The organism is uncultured Lamprocystis sp., from assembly GCF_903933125.1.
Lineage (GTDB): Bacteria > Pseudomonadota > Gammaproteobacteria > Chromatiales > Chromatiaceae > Thiodictyon.
Genome location: NZ_CAIZIZ010000306.1, coordinates 1 through 17,695 on the forward strand (window position 1 = coordinate 1; position 17,695 = coordinate 17,695).

Consider the following 17,695-nt stretch of genomic DNA (forward strand, 5'->3'; position numbering starts at 1 on the left):
CGAATCATTGCAGGTAGTCCAATTCGCTATTCTAGCAGAGTCACGAATCCGTAAAAACGCCTTCGGAAAAAGAATTTATCATATTGTTTATAAAGGAAAAAAAATTGGCCGGGAATTGCTGGCGGCATTCAACCCAAGAACACCGCAGTCGCTGAAAAATGATGGCAGCCCTGAAGGAAAAGAAGGAAAAGAAGGAAAAGAAGGAAAAGACACGCAAGGATTAACTACTGTTGTCCTTGCGTGTCTTTTCCTTCAGGAAAAAGCATATTTTCATCACTTTTTCAGCATCTTTTTGGTCTTGGGTTGCCCGGAACTTATTGAATTCCGCAATTCTTTGTAGCCGGATTTAACGTGTTCTAGGTTGGATTAGGATACAAATACTTAATATATCAATAAGATGCTAGTGCTCTAGGTTGCGTTAGGACATTAGTGATCTTGACTGCACTCAGTCCAGCACTTTAGTATGCTACCGCACCCGCGCCCCGCCGCCAAGAGGGTGACCAGTCGATTTGTATCCGCTACTTGCGCGTTACCCTCGATCATCGTTCGGGCCACCACGTCTCTCAGGGGTACGGTGAGCTTGCGAACCTCACCAACACCCGCGGGGTGCCAAGCGCTTCGTTCCTGACACGGTAGCGAATCTACAAGCCATTGAATTTTGAACGATACTGTTCGTGCCTGACATCGGTGGCGAATTCGCTAACTCATCGAATCACAGCGCCTACAGCAATGTCACAGATGTTTTTCTTCATCTGTGAACATCTGTGACATCTGTGGATAAATCCGAGTAGTTGCTTGGGCCGGAACGGCGATCATGACCCAACTGCCGGCTGCTGAGGTAGTGGGGCGTTCCATCTCATCTTGCAAGTCCGTACTCGCTGCAAGGTACCATCCATGGCACTGGATTCCGGCATCCTGCCGGAATGACGGTGCAGGCTCAGCTCTCCCACTCAGCCCCCCGCACCAACGCCAGCATATCGTCATAGCTCAACCGTCCGCCGTCTCCAGTGCCTTCCAGCAAATCGTCGGCGAGATCGCGTTTGGCGGCGTGGAGGGTCAGGATGCGTTCTTCGATGGTGCCCTTGGCAACCAGCCGGTAGATGGTGACCGGGCGCTCCTGGCCGATGCGGTGGGCGCGGTCGCTGGCCTGGTCTTCCACCGCGGGGTTCCACCAGGGGTCCATGTGGATCACATAGTCGGCGGCGGTGAGGTTCAGGCCGAAGCCGCCGGCGCGCAGGCTGATCAGGAAGAGCTCGCCCTCGCCCGCTTGAAACGCGGCGACGGCGGCGCGGCGCTGGGCCTCGGAGGTGCTGCCGTCCAGATATTGGTAACGGATGCCGCGGGTGTCCAGGTGGGCGCGCAGGATGCTCAGGTGATCGACGAACTGGCTGAACACCAGGGCCTTGTGCCGGTTGTCCAGCAGTTCGTCGACGATCTCGCTGAAGGCTTCCAGCTTGGCGCTGGGCAGGGTGCTGTCGGGCAGGGCCAGGCGCGGGTGGCAGCAGACCCGGCGCAGCCGCATGATTTCGGCGAGCAACTGAAACCGCGCCTGGCCGGGATTGGCGGTCGCGGCCAGGTCCAGCCGTTCGATGGCTTGCTGACGCAGGGCCTCGTACAGGGCCTGTTCGCCTTCGCTCAGCTCCAGCCGCAGGGTGATCTCGGTGCGCGGGGGGAGTTCGCTCAACACCTCGCTCTTCAGCCGCCGCAGGATGAAGGGGCGCAGCAGTTGCCGCAGCCGCTGGCGGGCCAGCGGGTCTTTGTCCAGTTCGATGGGGTTGGCGAAGCGCTGGTTGAAGCGCTCCTGGGACCCGAGCAGGCCGGGGTTGATGAACCGGAACAGGTTCCAGAGTTCGCCGAGTCGGTTCTCGATGGGGGTGCCGGTGGCGATCATCCGGAAGCCGCCGTTCAGCCGCATGATGGCCTGGGAGCGCTTGGTGAGCGCGTTCTTGAACGCCTGGGCCTCATCGGCGACCACGGTTTCCCAGGTGACTTCCGCCAATCGCTCCCCTTCGGTTTGCAGGAGCCCATAACTGCATACGATCAGATCAAAGGGTCCGGCCGCCTTGAGCTGGGCCGCGCGATCTCCGGGGCCAAAGCGTTGGGGCCGCAGTGTCGGGGCGAAGCGCTGCGCCTCGTCGATCCAGTTGCCGCAGACCGACATCGGCGCCAGCACCAGGGTCGGACCCTGGGGCGCGCGGGACAGGATCAGCGCCAGCGCCTGCACGGTCTTGCCCAGGCCCATGTCGTCGGCCAGACAGGCTCCGGCGCCCCAGTGGGCCAGCCGGGCGAGCCAGCGGTAGCCTTCCGCCTGGTAGTCGCGCAGTTCCGCCTGGAGGGTGGAGGGCAGCACCGGCTCCAGATCGCGCGCGGCGGTCAGGCGCTTCAGCAGCGCCTGCCAGGCGGGGACGCCGGTGACGGCCATGCCATCCAGCAGTTCGGCGACGATCGGCGCCGCCAGGGGATGGAAGCGCCCGTTGTCGGTCAGACCCTGCAGGCTGTCGAGGCGTCGCCGCAGCGCGTTGCTCAGCACCAGCACTTCATGCTCGCCCAGCCGCAGGTAGCGGCCGCGGGAGGCGAGTGAGCGCTCCAGCAGTTCCCGCATGGCCAGCACCCGGCCGTCGGCGAGCTGCAGCCCGCCGCCGATGTCGAGCCAATCCCCCTGCTGTTTGATCTTGATCTGCATCTGACCCAGTTGGGTCTCGGCGGTCAGGGCAATGCGCTTGCCTTCCGGCCAGTCCAGGGCCACCGTGTCGCCCAGCGCCTGGAGTTGCTCCAGGGCGCCGAGAGCCAGCTCCGGATCGTCCAGATTCCAGGTCCAGCCGTCCGCGCCGTCCAGGATCGGACAGTCGGTCAGCACCCGCCGGGCGGCGGCCAATTCGCCTTTGAGGTCACGGGTACAGCGCACCGCCCGGCCGGCCAGATCGGTGAGCAGGGTCGCGCCGCCCTGCCCCGGCCGCAGTTGCGGGCCGCCGTCGCCGCACGGATGGACATGCAGATCCAGCCCAAAACCGGCACCATACGGCCGCAAGTGGATGTGCGGGCGCACATCAGCCGGAATTTCTTCGGCATGGTCGGTGAGGCCGCCGATGTCGGAATGGACGGTCAGCAGCGGCGCCACGCCCGCCAGCCCTTCCAGCAGCCGCGCCTGCGCGTCCGCCGGCACTCGCAGGCCGTCCGGACCCAGGATGCGGCCGATCTCCCGATGGCGGGCGTCGAAGTGGATCAGCCGGATGCGCTCGGACGTCTCACTCATCGCCGCGACGTTGCGCTCAACGGGCGGAAAGGGCGCGATGCCGACCAGGATCTCCTGGCCGCGGCGCACCACCGACAGGGTCGGGCCGCCGCGAATCAACTCGACCGGGCGATCGACGCCACCGACCCGCCGCAACAACGGATGGCCGATGCACGTCAGCAGGGCGCGATCCTGATCAAGCTGATAGAAGGCCCGCCCCGGCGCACCATAATAAGCGCTGCGCTCCTGCTCCTTGACGATACAGGCGCACAGCTCCCGATCTTGGGGGCTGAGGTCGGGCATGCTGTCCGGATCCTCGGCGAGTTGCTGCAGCGGCATCGCCCGTCCGTGAGTCCAACCGCCGCGCTTCATGCGTTTCTGCTCGCGCGGTTCCAGCGTGGCGAGCCCGTCGTGCACATCGATCATCCAGACCAGGCGGCGGTCCGGACCGGGGGCCGCGTCGGCTGCGGCGTCTCCGGTCGCCGGCGGCGCACCCACGCCCTTGAGCGCTTCCAGGGCGATCTCCCAGGCGGATCGGGGCCCCAGCAAACAGGTCATCAGGACCAGGTCCGCGGGAGGCTCGCCCAGGGTGGGAAACGCACCCGGGAAGCCGCCGGCCTGCAGCGCCGCCCGGGCCTCGTGGGCATACCAAAGGAGGCCGGCCTGAATCGCCTGATGGCAATGGGTGGCCAGCCGCGCCAACAGATCCCCCGCCGGCGGCAAACCAAACCAGTAGCGCGCCAAGGTCTGGAGCAACGGCGGAAAGGCACCGCGCAGCACCAGGTCGGGCTGCAGGTGGTAGCTTGTGTCCGCCGCACAACGGCCGGTGAGCACCGGGGCCAGATCGCGAATCACCCGGTAGGTCGGCTCGATGACATCGGTCACGGGGGCGCGCAGACAGAGGCCGACCTGCTCCGCCACCTGCTCGAAGTCCTCCCGTCGGCCGCGGCGCAACAAGGCCAGCAGATACAGCGCACCGGGGAGGCCCGACAGCGCCACCTTCCGCTTCCGGGTCAGCTTGCGGTTCGCCTGCAAGGCGGTCTCAAAGGTCGCGATGGCGGCGTCATAGTCGCCCTGGAGAAACCCCAGCCAACCGAGCCGGGCCAGTCCCTCGGGGTCGGTGCGGCCGGCGAGCAACTCGGCCACGCCGGCCAGTTGGCCGCGCAGCAGGCGCTGCTCGGCCAGGGCGTCGGCGGCGTCCGGGTGGTCCGGCACCAGGGGTGTCAGCAGACGCTCAGCCAGTTCATAGAGTGCGGGGTCGGCGACCAGATTCAGCGCGTGCTCACGCAGCATCGGCGCCAGTGCCAGGAGTTTGAGCCGTGGGCTCAAGCCTGCCAGCCACTGCGCATCCGGCGAGCGGGTGCAGACCTGGGCCAGCCGGGTCACCTCGGCAAACCGGACCTGACTGGCCGATGCGCTCGGGGCGACGCCGGGCAGCAGCGCGAGCACCTCGTCTTCGCGCCCGGCGTAGAGTGCGTTGCGCAGCTTGCGGGTGGTGCGCTCCGCCGTGGTCTGCTCCCAAGCCGGACCACCGCGACTCGAGACCACGGCCTGCGCCGCCGCTACAATCGCCGCGAAGGTGCCATCGGCGACGGTCTCCCTGGTCAGCGGCTCGGCGAGATCCGGGTGGCACACCAGGCCGCGGGGGCTTTGTTCGATCAGATGTTCAGCCAGCAGCAGCAAGCGGAGATCCTGGTCCAGGATCGCGCGCAACGGTGCATCCTTGTGACCGCGCCAGCGCAACGCGTCCAACACCTGATGGAACGCCGTCAAACCGACCGGTTCGCAGATCACCGACAGCACCCGCAGAATGCGCCGCGCATCCTCGCCCAGTGCCGCATAGCGGGCCAGCAGATCAGCCACGGGGCACCTCCGGCAAGATGAGATCAAGCCGGACCAGACCCTTGCGGAAGGCTTTCAGCTTGGACTCGGGGACGCAAATCAGACGCGCGCCGGCCCGCAGACAATGCGGCCCGGTCGCCGGGTCCTCGGCCAGCATGGCGGCCAACCCCTCATCGCGGCACTGCACCAGTCGGGCGGAACCGGTATCGACCAGAGCCGTGACCCGTTCGGCGATGGCGTCGAGCCGTCGGCCGAGCGGCGCCGGCAGGTCCCCGCCGAATGCGATAGTCAGAAAGTCGCGGATGCGCGCGCGCTCGCCGGTATCGGTGCTGCATTGCAACAGGGCCTCGGAGTCCAGGTCCCACCGCGCCCCGGCCTGGAGACGGGCGATGCGCTCCAGGATCAGGCGTTCGGCGGGCTCCGGTTCGCGCAGCAGGCGCAGCCCCAGTTCGCCCTCCGCGGCGAGCAGCGTTGGCCTGGCCGGTTGCAGCGGCCGGTACTCGGGGGCGAGCCCGAGACAATAGGCACCCAGCGGATTGATGCGCAGATACCGCAACCCATCGTAGCGGCTGAGGAACAACAACTCGTCGGTCCCCCAAGCGTCGCCGTAATCGGTCCGTGCACCGTACGGCAGGGTGTAGGCCACATCGATCATGCCCAGCGTGGCCAGGTACTCGAATAGATAAACGAGACAATAGCGGGTCTGCAGGATCTCAACGACATAATCCCCGAGACCGCCATATTGGGGGTCATTGATATACAGATTCCATGGGTTATGGCTGACTGTAAACGAGCGACCCCGGTACTGCATCTGCCGAAAGAACTCATTCAGGTCAAGCCAGCAACCCACCGGGCAGTCCCGCAAGACCGCGGCGATGACCGCCCGGCGGTCGGCCGTGGCGGACATTTGCGCACCCTTGCTGGTCTGACCCTTGATGACATCCACCCGGCGCAACTCATCCGGAGCACCTTTCGTTTGCCAGCGCTCGAAGAGACCGGCCACCACCTCCGCCGGCGGCAGCGACAGCGCCTTGGTGCCCCGCGGCGTCAGCGCGAGCTTGTTGACGTCCAGCTTGGCGAGCCCCCCGGCCTGCAATAACAGGGTCCAGGCGAAGGGACGAATAGGCCGGATCGGTCCGCCTTCCCAGCGATCGATCGCCTGGTCATCCTCCGCCGCATACCAATCCCCGCCGAGCAACACCGACTCGATGCGGGTGACGGCGGCGCTGCTCGGCAGGCCGGTCTTGGGACCGACCGCGACGCCGCCCTGCCCGATCAGCCGCAGCATCGACGGCAGGTCATGCGCCACGAGCGCTTCGGTCGCGACGTGCCGCAACGGTTGGTCCGTCGCGTCGCCGGGCTCCGCGAGGACAGCCGCGACGCCGGTCAAGGGGAAGGATACAGTGAGTTCCTCGTCCGTCAGGGTGGTGTAGACAAAGTCAGTTGGCCGCGGGGCGAGCGCGGCCAGGCGCGGACAGAGATCCTCGGGGATGCCGTATTGATAAAAGAACAGCGACAGTAGATCCCGCCGCTCCGCCGTCTTACTGCTGCTCTCCGACCACATGGAATAGGTCGACCCAAAATGCTGCGGGAGGGACCCGTAGCGGGCGCTGAAGCGGGCGTGGGCGAAGACGCCGTCCCAGGAGTGGACCGTCTCGGCAACGGCATTAATTTCCAGTTCCGACAGCCCGGACCAGACGGGGCTGAGATCACCAGTCAACAGATAGCGGGAGATCGTTGCCACCAGGTCGCCCTTGCGCGGCGAAGGCGCCGTGACCGGGATCAGCGAGCAGCGTTTCTTCAGGTCATGGACAGTCAACAGTTCAAGGGCTTCGCGCAGCTTCATCGTTGGTTTCGGTGTGTCGCTTGGTGGATTCGATCAGGGTTGCGGTCGTCGGCCGCCGCTCCGGAGTCTTACGGGTTCAGCCTTGACCAGGCTATCCAAGGCCGAAGCCGCCGGCAGTTCCGAATTTTGGTGGGCGCCGCGGGCAGCGTGGCGGCGGTGAGGTGGATGGTGGATGCGCTACGCTTATCCACCCTACGAAACCGACTCCGTTGTAGGGTGGATAAGGCGCGCCGCTTGGTGTCAGGGATCCGGCACGGCGGTCGCGCGCGCCGCATCCACCAGGGGCTGCGCAAACGCAGGCCTGCTTGCTGCCCGCTTCGTTGCGCTCAGGGACTGCTCCACATCACGTTCTCCCCCGCCGCGGCCGCGTCGCTCAACAATTCGATCAAGGGCAGGGCGCGGTTGGCCAGGCTGACATGTCGCTCTTCACTCTCGTCCGTGGCGCCGGCCCCGGTCTTGGGATCCAGCGGCACATCCGGGTGCTCCGAGACCGCCCGGCGCAGCCGCTCCAGGGCGGCCGGCACATCCGCCGCGAGCAGCGCCCCCGGCACGGTGCCGCTGTGACCCATGAGCTTGAGCAGGGTCACCGCCACCTCGCCGAACATCGTGATATTGGCATGGGCCTTGGTTTCAAAGGTCACCAGCATGGGAGCCTCCACGGCTTGTCGCTCGCGGCCGGCATGGCCGCCTTGCTACTGTAGCAAAGCTAGGGGTTCGGAGTTCGGGGTTCGGGATTCGACTGGCTCCTTCGTCGCCCTCGGCATGGATACCATTGTCGGTGCCGTGGCGATGATCAGGGAGAGATGCGCCAGGAGGGGGGCCAGCGCCGCATCCAGGTCGGCGATGCACGCCGCGACAGCGACCGTTGAGACGGGTGTGCGCAGGGCCAGTTCAAGTTCGAGCGCCCGTTCGCGCACGGCCTCGGCCCCCAAGGCGGCAGCCGCTCCCTTCAGCGTGTGGACCAACTGCTGCGCCGCGGGTAGCGCGCCACCGTCCAGGTGTTGCCGCAGTTCGGTCACGTCGTCGGCGTGACTCCGCACAAACAGAGCCAGGAGTCGTAAGTAGCTCACCAGCCTGCCGCGCACGGAGCGCAACCCGGCCGCCAGGTCGAGCCCGGCGACCGCGCCCAAGGCCTGCCGCAGCGCCGCTTCGTCGGGTTCAGTGGCGGGCCGGGTCGCGGCGACCGGCACCGCCCGCGCGACCGGTCGCGGCAGCCAGCGCAGCAGAGCCGCGCAGAACCGGTCAGGCTCCATCGGTTTGCCGATGAAGTCATTCATGCCCGCCGCCAGGCAGCGCTGCCGGTCGTCCGTGAACGCATTGGCGGTCATCGCCAGGATGGGCAGACCGGCGCGGTCCGGTAGCGCCCGGATGCGGCGGGTTGCCTCCAATCCGTCCATCTCCGGCATGTGCACGTCCATCAATATCAGCGCGTAATCCGTCGTCATGGCGCGCGCGACCGCCTCTTGACCCGTGGCGGCCACATCCACCACCAAACCCAGGCCGCTCAACAGTTCACTGACCACCTCCTGATTGACCGGGTCATCCTCCGCCAGGAGCAGGTGCGCACCATGGTAGTCGCGCTCCAGAACCAACTCCGCGGGCTCCGACGCCAGCTCCGGCCCGACGTTCGATGCCCCGCCCTGTAGCAGTGCGGTCCGGGTCAGTCGGGCGGTCGCCCAGAAGGTGCTGCCGACCCCTGGGAGGCTCGTCACCCCGACCTCGCCGCCCATCAGGTTCGCCAGACGGCGACAGATGATCAGCCCCAGACCGGTACCGCCGAAGCGGCGGGTGGTGGAGTCGTCCGCCTGGGAGAAAGCAGCGAACAGCCGCCCCTGTTCGGCCTGGGTGAGCCCGATGCCCTGATCCTCCACCTCCAGACCCAGGAGCAGCGACTCGCCGTCATCCTGAGCCACCCGGGCGCGTACCTGAATTTGGCCCCGCTCAGAAAACTTGATCGCATTGCCGATGTAGTTCAGCAGGATCTGTCCCAGACGCAGGGGATCGCCGCGCAGCAGCAAGGGGACCCGGGGATCGATCTCCCGGACGAGCGCAAGCCCCTTGGCGAGCGCCTGTTCGGCCAGGATGCCGAGCGCATGGTCGATCACCTCGGCAGGTTCGAACGCGACCTCCTCCAAGGCCAGTTGACCAGCCTCGATCTTGGACAGGTCAAGGATGTCGTTAACGATGCTCAGCAGGTGCCGGGCGGCCGTGCTCACTTTGCGCAGTTGTGCCTGTGGCTTCGGATCGGTGAGTTCCTTGCGCAGCAGATAGGTCAGGCCGACGATCGCATTGATGGGGGTGCGGATCTCGTGGCTCATATTGGCCAGGAATACGCTCTTGACCTGCGTGAGACGTTCCGCCTCCGCCCGCGCCTGCGTGAGGCGCGCGTACAGATCCAGGTTCGCGAGCCCCACCGCGGCGGCATCCGCCAGGGCCTGCTGGAGTCCCAACTCCTCGTCGGTGACCAGGTGGGGTTGCGCCCAGTAGCAGCCGATGGCCCCGACCGGATCGGTGCGGCCGATCGGGACCAGGCAGAGTCCGCGCACGAAGGTCCCGGCATAGGGAGCGGCCGGGACCCGCGGGTCCTCGGTCAATTCCGCAACGGCGAGCGGCCGGGCGCTGCGGATCACCGTACCGGAGGCGCACGCGTCCAGGGCAAAGCGGCGGCCTTTCCACAGGGTGGCGATGGCGTCCTCGCCCAGATACACGCAGTCCTCGCCGTCGCGCTGCACCAGCGTGGCCCCGTCCGACTGCGTCAAGTGGCGTGCGGCGGCGCAGACGATGGCGGCCAGTTCGGGCAGGTCACGCACCCCGGCGATGCCCTCGACCGCACCGGCCAACCGACGCAGTCGCTCCTCCAGGCGCTTGCGCTCGGTGATATCGACGAAGCTCACCACGGCGCCCACGATCGCGCCGTCCCGGAGCATTGGGCGCGAGGCATAGATCACCGGGAGGGGTTCGCCATCCGCGCGCCAAAACACCTCGTTATCCACGGTGACCGCCCGACCTTCCCGTAAGCTGGCGCGGGTCGGGCATTCCTCGTCCGCATAAGGGCTGCCGTCCGCTCGCGGATGATGAATCATCGAGTGAATCGCGGCGCCCACCAGACGCTCGGCCGGATAGCCCAGGAGGCGGCAGGCGGACGGATTGATGAAGGTGCACACGCCGTCCTGATCCAGGCCGTAGAGTCCATCGGCGGTGGATTCCAGGATGAGCCGCAGGTGCTCCTCCGTTACCCGGAGCGCGGCGGTCCGGGTTGCCACCGTCTCCTCCAACCCGGTCTGATACGCCTCCAGAGCGCGCTCCGCCGCGCGCTCCGCGCTGATATCCCGCACGGTGCAGATCATCCCGGAGAATACGTCCGAGTCGATCACCGGGATCAGCCAGCCGGCCTGCCAACTCTCCCGGCCCCCCAAGGTGACCAGGTGGATGGCGTAGGGCCGCGGGTGACGCGACTCCACGGCCTCCAGAAAGAGCGGGCGCAACTCATGCGTGGTCGCCTCCGGGAAGTCAGCAAAGAACTGCATGCCGAGAATGCGCTCGACCGGGACATCCGCGATCCGGGCCATCCCCGGGTTCGCATAGATGATCCGATGCTGCGCATCGGTAACCCAGATGCCCTCCTGGACGCGCTCCAGGATGTTTTCGTAGAAGGTCCGCTGTGTTCTGACCCGCTCCTCGGCCTCCTTACGCCCGGTGATGTCCAGACAGGTGCCGGCCCCACGTGCGGGATTGCCCGCGGCATCCCAGTCGAAGCCCCGCCCCCGATCCAGGACCCAAACCCAGCGCCCGGACTGATGACGCGTTCGATACTCGGTCTCGAAGCTGTCGCGGGTGCGGCCCCGGGTCTCGGACGAGATCCGCTCGACCTCCGGGCGGTCCGCCGGGTGGATGCGATCCAGCCAGTCTGCGACCGTGAAATTGCGTTCTCCGGGGGCGTAGCCCAACAGGCGTGCATAGCCGTCGTTGACGGTCACGGTCCCGGTCTTGAAGTCCGCGTCGTAGAGCCCGAGAGCCGCTCCTTCAAGCGCCAGATCGAGACGCTCCTGGATCAGGCGCAGACGCGCCTCGCTCCCGCGCAAAGCCGCCTCGGCACGCCGGGCGCGCAGCATCGCGACCGCGAGCACCACCACCGCACCCGACAACAACGCCAGCACCGCGAGCGTCCCCAGCACCAGCGGCCGGTGCAGACTGTAGAAGGTCTCCGGGCGATTGATGATCCGGCTGGCGGGGGGCAAGGCGCCGGGGTCCACCCCGAAGCGGCGCAACGTGATGTCGTCGAGCTCCGGACGGGCATGGCTCGACTCCACCGGGATACGCTCCGGGTCCTCTCCGCCCAGCACCCGCAACGCCAGTGCGGCCGCCTGTCGGCCATGCTCCCGCCCGTCCAGCAGCATACCGCCGACGATGCCGTGGCCCAGTCGGGTCTGATGCATCGCATAGAGCGGCGCCGCACTGGCGGCGGCCATCCGGCGCGTGCTCTCGGCTCTCGGGTAGACGTGACCGGCCGCGTCGGTGACATAGGTCAGGAGCAGGACCAGGCTGTCCGCAGGCAGGGCCGCGAGTTGCTGCTCCAACTCCGGCAAGGTTCCGGCGGGGGCAAAATCAATCCGCACGCGGTCACGCAAGCCGGGCAGGATGGGCTCCAACTCCTGCCGCAGTGCCCGGCCCGAGGCGGTGTCGTCGTGAACCACCAGCACCCGCCGCGTCTCGGGGTGCAGGCGCAACCCCAGTTCCAGAGTCCCGGCCATGTCTTGGACCTCCGCGACCCCGGTCATCCCGGGCCGGTCATCGAGCATCTGCGGCTGGAATCCGTTGATCCCGGCAAAGACCACCGGGACACCGGGAAAGAGTTCGGCCGGATAGGCGCGCAGCAGATCGAGTGCCGGATTGTCCAGCGCGATCACCAGGTCCGCCGGCCGCTGCCGGTACTTGCGTGTCAGCATCTCCTTCAGAAAAGCGAGATGCTCCGGTCCGGGGAAGCGCTTGGTGTCCAGATACTCGACCTCCGGCACCTGGTCCGGATCGGCGGTCTGCAGCCCCGCGAGCAGTCCGGCCAAGACGTCGTCCGACCAGGCGTCTCCGGGGTGGTAAGCGCTCAGGACCACGATCTGCGCAGTGGGCACTGGACCGGCGGCGGGGGCGTCGTTCACCGCCGTACCCGCAACCGCCGACCAGTTGGACAGGCCGCAGAGCCAGACCAGAACGACCGCCACAACGACTCGCCATGCCACGTGCAAAGTGTCCCCCAACTCGTCAGCGGCGTCAGCCCATGATGAGCCGGCCGTATCGGATGCTAGTATGGCACTACTGAGCCAGTGTGTGCGGGGCTGAGATCCGCAGCGCCGGGAAGTGACGCTTGGAATGGTGATCGCCCCCGGCTACCGCGGCCTGTCCAGGGTTCAGCGCATCGGCGACAGCCGCGTCAACATGCAAGGCCCGATAGGCAGCGGGATCGGTGTCCGCAACCCCCTGAACTGAACAGCCGCCCGGCGCGGGAAAACGTTCGTTTAGCCCAGTTCGGAATGAACAATCAGTCCCCCATGGACCTGCCGGACCCGGTGGAAGCCATCCGCTTCGAAATGGAACAGAAGGGGCTCACACCGAAAGTCGGACACCTATTGGACGGCAACCCTGACATCAGCAGTGGCGAATGCCAGATCTTTGCCGATGCCCTCCGCGTGCTTTGGACGTTCCCGCTGCCCTTCGGGCTGGGGCAGCCCGGCGCGGTGATCCGTCAATACCAATCTGCCCACCAGACCGGATTCATCGCCAATCACCTCGTGAACGACGCTTGGGGCTTGTTTCCCAACATCTACCACCCGGTCGTCGCCAGCCAGGACCCAACCGGACGCCAGCCGCTTTACCTTTGGGGCGACCACTTGTAACCGATCCTCCAGCGCCGCGTTTTTGTCGCAGACACGACAGACCGCATCGCGCAGAAAAGTCCTGTAATACAATACTTTATTTATTGGCACAAGATCTGCTTCAGCTATCGCAAGCTTAAGACACCCCACACCGGAGACACCGGCAGTGTCCATGAATCGCAAAGACATCGCCGCCCTGCTCGACGAGCCGGCCTGCGCGCACAATCAGAAGGCCAAGGCCGGCTGCTCGAAGCCCAAGCCCGGTGCCACCGCGGGCGGTTGCGCCTTCGACGGCGCCCAGATCGCCTTGTTGCCGATCGCCGACGTGGCGCATATCGTGCACGGGTCAATCGCCTGTGCCGGGAGCTCCTGGGACAGCCGCGGCACCCGCTCGTCCGGCCCGACGCTGTTCAAGATCGGCATGACGACGGACCTGACCGAACAGGACGTGATCATGGGTCGGGGCGAAAAGCGTCTGTTCCACGCCATCAAACAGGCCATCGACTCCTATCGGCCGGCGGCGGTCTTCGTCTACAACACCTGCATTCCGGCTATGATCGGCGACGATATCGAGGCCGTGTGCAAGCAGGCCCAGGCCCGCTGGGGCACGCCGGTGGTGCCGGTGGACGCGGCCGGTTTCTATGGGACCAAGAACCTGGGTAACCGCATCGCCGGCGAGGCGATGGTGAAGTATGTCTGCGGAACCCGTGAACCCGACCCGGTGCCCGCGGGGATCGAACGTCCGGACTTCAAGGTGCACGACATCGCCCTGGTGGGTGAATACAACATCGCGGGCGAGCAGTGGCATGTGCTGCCGCTCTTCGATGAGTTGGGCCTGCGCGTACTCTGCACCCTGTCGGGGGACGCCCGCTTTCGGGACGTGCAGACCATGCACCGCTCGCAGGTCAATATGATGGTCTGCTCCAAGGCGATGATCAACGTCGCCCGCAAGCTCGAAGCGACTTACGGGACGCCCTGGTTCGAGGGCAGTTTCTACGGCGTCGCCGACGTGTCCCAGGCCTTGCGCGACTTTGCACGCATCATCGCGGACCCCGACCTGACCGCGCGCACCGAGGCGGTGATCACCCGCGAAGAAGCGGCCATCAACGCGCGGCTCGAGCCCTGGCGCGCCCGGCTCAAGGGCAAGCGGGTGCTGCTCTATACCGGCGGGGTCAAGTCCTGGTCCATCGTCTCCGCCTTGCAGGATTTGGGCATGAGCGTGGTCGCGACCGGCACCAAGAAATCCACCGAGGAGGACAAGGCGCGCATCCGCGCCCTGATGGGCGAGGACGCGGTGATGATCGACGACGGCAACCCACGGGCCTTGATCAAAATCGTGCACGAGCAGCGGGTCGACTGTCTCATCGCGGGCGGACGCAATCTCTACACGGCGCTCAAAGCGCGCATTCCTTTCCTCGACATCAATCAGGAGCGGGAATTCGGCTACGAGGGCTATGTCGGCATGCTGGAGCTGGCGAAGCAACTCTGCCTGACCATCGAGAGCCCGATCTGGGAGGCGGTACGCCGACCGGCGCCCTGGGCCACCGGCGGGTCCGCTGCCCGCGCCGCGGCCGAATCCATCATTGCGGATGCGGGCGCCGCATCCGCCGCGGAGGTAGCCCGTGCCTGAGACCATGAAACCCGAAATCCTCAAGCGTAGCAAAGCACTTTCGGTCAACCCGCTGAAGACCAGCGCGACCCTGGGGGCCGCCCTCGCCTTTCTGGGGTTCCGCCGCGCGATTCCGATGCTGCACGGCTCACAGGGCTGTACGGCCTTCGGCAAAGTCTTCTTCGTGCGTCACTTCCGTGAGCCGATTCCGATCCAGTCCACCGCCATGGAGCAGGTAAGCGCCATCATGGGCGCCAACGAGAACGTGGCGGAAGGATTGCGGGTGCTGTGTGAAAAGAGCCAGCCGGACCTGATCGGGCTGCCGACCACCGGGCTGGCGGAGGCCCAGGGAACGGACATCCACATGGCCGTGCGGGAGTTTCGCGCCAAGTACCCGCAGCACGCGGCGATCCCGATCGTGGCGGTCTCCACCCCGGACTTCACCGGCTGCATGGAATCCGGATTCGCACTGGCTGTTCGCGCCATCATCGATACGCTGGTGCCGGAGGCTGCGACCGCCGGCACCAAGCCCGGTCGGCGCCGCCGTCAGGTCAATGTGCTGGCCGGCTCCGCCCTGACGCCAGGCGACCTGGAACATCTGAAAGAACTGATCGCGTCCTTCGGGCTGCGGCCGGTCGTCCTGCCGGACCTCTCCGACTCGCTCGACGGCCACCTGCCGGAAGAAGAGTTCAATCCGCTCACCATCGGCGGTGCCCTGGTGAACGAGTTGGCGACCCTGGGCGACGCGGCGGCGACCCTGGTGATCGGCGCCTCGATGGACGCGGCGGCGGACCTGCTCCGGGAACGCACCGGGGTCCCCGAGCATCGCTTCCAACATCTGATGAGCCTGACTGCCGTCGACGCGCTGATGCAGACCTTGATTGCGATCTCAGGCAATCCGGTGCCGGAGCGCATCGAACGGCAGCGTGCGCAACTCCAGGACGCCATGCTCGACTGTCATTTCATGCTCGGGCTGACGCGGTTCGCCATCGCCGCGGATGCGGACCTGCTGGTCGGGTTCAGCCAATTCCTCACGGCTGTCGGGGCCGAAACCGTTGCCGCGGTAGCGCCCGCCACGGCCCCGGCGCTGGATCACGTGTGCTGCGACCGGGTGGCGATCGGCGATCTGGAAGACCTGGAGTCGATGGCCCGCGAACGGGAAGCCGAGATACTAATCGGCAGTTCCCACGCGGTGCACACGGCGCAGCGCCTGGGGATCCCGCTCCTGCGCGCCGGCTTTCCCCAATACGATCGGGTCGGCGGCTATCAGCGGACCTGGATCGGCTATCAGGGTGCGCGCGCCACTCTGTTCGACCTGGCCAACCTGCTGTTGACGCTGGAGCGCGGTGAGATTCATCCCTATTACTCCCGCCTGTCGCCACGGCCGGATGAACCGAGGCAACACACGCATTAATCAGCAGCAGCCGGACGATGCTCAGTTGGGCCGTAATCGAACGTCAGTTGCGTTCATTCGCGGTTTCACATCTCGTGCCGGATCACAGCAGCCAGGGCGATTGCAATGACACTGGAACGACGTCTCAAGATTGTGACTAGCGGGGCCAATACGATGGATGACAAGACAACAGTCAAGGTTGCCTTCGCCACCGGCGATATGCGTCATGTCGATCAACACTTTGGTGCCGCCGTGTCCTTCTCGGTCTACGCCATCGACCCCACCAGCTCCCACCTGGTGGAAGTGACGCAATTCGATCGAATGGTCATGGACGGCAACGAGGATAAGCTGGCCGCGAAGTTCGCCGCATTGGACGGCTGCATCGCCATCTACTGTCAGGCGGTCGGATCCTCGGCAGTGAACCAGTTGCGGGCCAGAGGGATACAGCCGATCAAGGTCGCACCCGACGCCACGGTGACCGACCTGATCGAGACGCTCCAGGAAGAACTGCGCGCCGGACCTTCGTCCTGGTTGGCGCGGGCACTCGAGGCGCGGCAGCGGCCGCGCGACGAGCAGCGCTTCGATGCCATGGAGTCGGAGGGCTGGAGCGAGTGAGTCAACAGTCAGTCCGGTATGCGGACATCACGCATCACCTTTCAAACGCATTCCACTTTAACAAATGACGCGAGGCCAACCAATGAGCGTGGCAGTTGCCGCAGTGACGGAGAACGACCCGGTTCTGAAGACCGATTTTGCCGTGGAGATGGTGCGCCAGATGCGCGCCATCGACAGCTATGGCACCTTCGACAGTTGGCCGGTGGAGCGCATTCTGGAGCCCTTCGTCCTCACCAAGGAAAAAAAGCGCGAGATCCCCATCATCGGCGATCCGGACGAAATCGTGCTGGCGCGGGTCAAAGCCTTCTACAACGCCATCTCCGCGATGATCGAGAAGGAATGCGGACTCATGGCCGTGCCCATGCTGAACCTCACCCACGAGGGCTTCGGCCGCGCCCTGATCACCGTCGGCCGGCTGGTCGTCATGGATCGGACCTTGCGCGATGTGCACCGCTTCGGCTTCCCGTCGCTCTCCAAGATGAAGGATGAGGCCGACAAGATCCTGTCCGTGGCCCTGAACATGATCGGCGAATACCCGAAGGTCGCCGGGCTTTAGGCGGCGGCCCGGAACAGGAGACACGGCATGACTGAAGCAACCATCGGCGAACTGGAGAAGGCCGTCAAGAAGGCGAAGCGGATCGCCAGCGAGCGGGCCGGCGAACTGCACGATCTGGTGGAAGAGCGCCTGCCGGCCGCCTATGACGAGATTCCCGGCATCGCCCAGGCCACCTACGACGCCTGTCGCGCCTGGGCCGACGCGGAAGCGCGACTGAAAGCCGCCACGACGGCCGGCGCATGAATGAGACGTATCAAGAGTTTACCCAATGAGCACCATTACCGGAATCACCCGCGGCGGCATCGCCTGGACCCCCGCCTTCGTCACCAACATCAACCAGACCCGCTGTATCGGCTGCGGCCGCTGTTACAAAGTCTGCCCGCGGGACGTCTTTGAACTGGTGGATCGCGACGATCTGGACCTTGAAGAAATGGAGGCGGATGACAGCGATGACGAGGACGATTTCGACGAAGCGCCAGGCATGGTCATGAACCTCAAGGATCTGCTGGACTGTATCGGCTGTGAAGCCTGTTCGCGGGTCTGTCCCAAGAAGTGCCTCACCCACGAGCCCGCGTCAATCGCGGCCTGAGCTGACAGCGCATAGCTTAGGTGATTTCCGGGAAAGGATCTACCGCCGTGTAGGGGCGAATTCATTCGCCCCTAAAACCCAACAGGCTTGCAGTCGGGATGCCTATTCACGGACATCGCCTTAGGGGCGACTAAAGTCGCCCCTAC

Annotated in this window: 11 protein-coding genes and 1 pseudogene; 8 read left to right on the plus strand and 4 right to left on the minus strand. The window is 65.7% G+C overall.

Annotation, left to right across the window (positions count from 1 at the left end; translation table 11 throughout):
- A partial coding sequence (locus tag QZY03_RS15120; protein WP_295582433.1) for a hypothetical protein occupies positions 1-340 on the plus strand: 340 nt, incomplete at its 5' end.
- A 597-nt stretch (positions 341-937) separates the two neighbouring features.
- Here the strand turns inward: QZY03_RS15120 and QZY03_RS15125 are convergent.
- The 4 genes from QZY03_RS15125 to QZY03_RS15140 form a co-directional block, all read right to left on the minus strand.
- On the minus strand, positions 938-5,095 hold the full coding sequence (locus QZY03_RS15125) for a DEAD/DEAH box helicase (RefSeq protein ID WP_295582435.1): 4,158 nt from the start codon (positions 5,093-5,095) through the stop codon (positions 938-940).
- Entirely contained in the window at positions 5,088-6,920 is a 1,833-nt protein-coding gene (locus tag QZY03_RS15130) for a hypothetical protein (protein ID WP_295582437.1), read from the minus strand. Before QZY03_RS15130 ends, QZY03_RS15125 begins: the two co-directional genes overlap by 8 nt.
- 326 nt (positions 6,921-7,246) lie before the next feature.
- Entirely contained in the window at positions 7,247-7,567 is a 321-nt protein-coding gene (locus tag QZY03_RS15135) for a DUF1840 domain-containing protein (RefSeq protein WP_295582439.1), read from the minus strand.
- A gap of 45 nt (positions 7,568-7,612) precedes the next feature.
- A complete protein-coding gene (locus tag QZY03_RS15140; RefSeq protein WP_295582440.1) occupies positions 7,613-12,154 on the minus strand; it encodes a PAS domain S-box protein in 4,542 nt (1,513 codons plus the stop codon).
- A 306-nt stretch (positions 12,155-12,460) separates the two neighbouring features.
- On the opposite strand from QZY03_RS15140, the pseudogene QZY03_RS32125 reads away from it, so the two are divergent.
- The 7 genes and pseudogenes from QZY03_RS32125 to fdxB form a co-directional block, all read left to right on the plus strand.
- Positions 12,461-12,529: pseudogene (locus QZY03_RS32125) on the plus strand (transcriptional regulator); the annotation flags it as partial.
- A 430-nt stretch (positions 12,530-12,959) separates the two neighbouring features.
- Positions 12,960-14,417: a nitrogenase iron-molybdenum cofactor biosynthesis protein NifE gene (nifE, locus tag QZY03_RS15150; RefSeq protein ID WP_295582452.1), complete on the plus strand. Its 1,458-nt coding sequence runs from the start codon at positions 12,960-12,962 to the stop codon at positions 14,415-14,417.
- A gap of 4 nt (positions 14,418-14,421) precedes the next feature.
- Entirely contained in the window at positions 14,422-15,810 is a 1,389-nt protein-coding gene (gene nifN, locus QZY03_RS15155) for a nitrogenase iron-molybdenum cofactor biosynthesis protein NifN (RefSeq protein ID WP_295582453.1), read from the plus strand.
- Positions 15,811-15,963: 153 nt separating this feature from the next.
- The gene (locus QZY03_RS15160) at positions 15,964-16,404 is read left to right on the plus strand and encodes a NifB/NifX family molybdenum-iron cluster-binding protein (RefSeq protein WP_295582444.1); all 441 of its coding nucleotides are present in this window, start codon (positions 15,964-15,966) and stop codon (positions 16,402-16,404) included.
- An 82-nt stretch (positions 16,405-16,486) separates the two neighbouring features.
- Entirely contained in the window at positions 16,487-16,960 is a 474-nt protein-coding gene (locus QZY03_RS15165) for a NifX-associated nitrogen fixation protein (RefSeq protein ID WP_020504894.1), read from the plus strand.
- A 27-nt stretch (positions 16,961-16,987) separates the two neighbouring features.
- On the plus strand, positions 16,988-17,203 hold the full coding sequence (locus tag QZY03_RS15170) for a CCE_0567 family metalloprotein (RefSeq protein WP_295582447.1): 216 nt from the start codon (positions 16,988-16,990) through the stop codon (positions 17,201-17,203).
- Between the two features lie 25 nt (positions 17,204-17,228).
- Positions 17,229-17,549, plus strand: coding sequence for a ferredoxin III, nif-specific (fdxB, locus tag QZY03_RS15175; protein WP_295582450.1), 321 nt, complete (start codon positions 17,229-17,231; stop codon positions 17,547-17,549).
- The last annotated feature ends 146 nt before the right edge of the window (positions 17,550-17,695 follow it).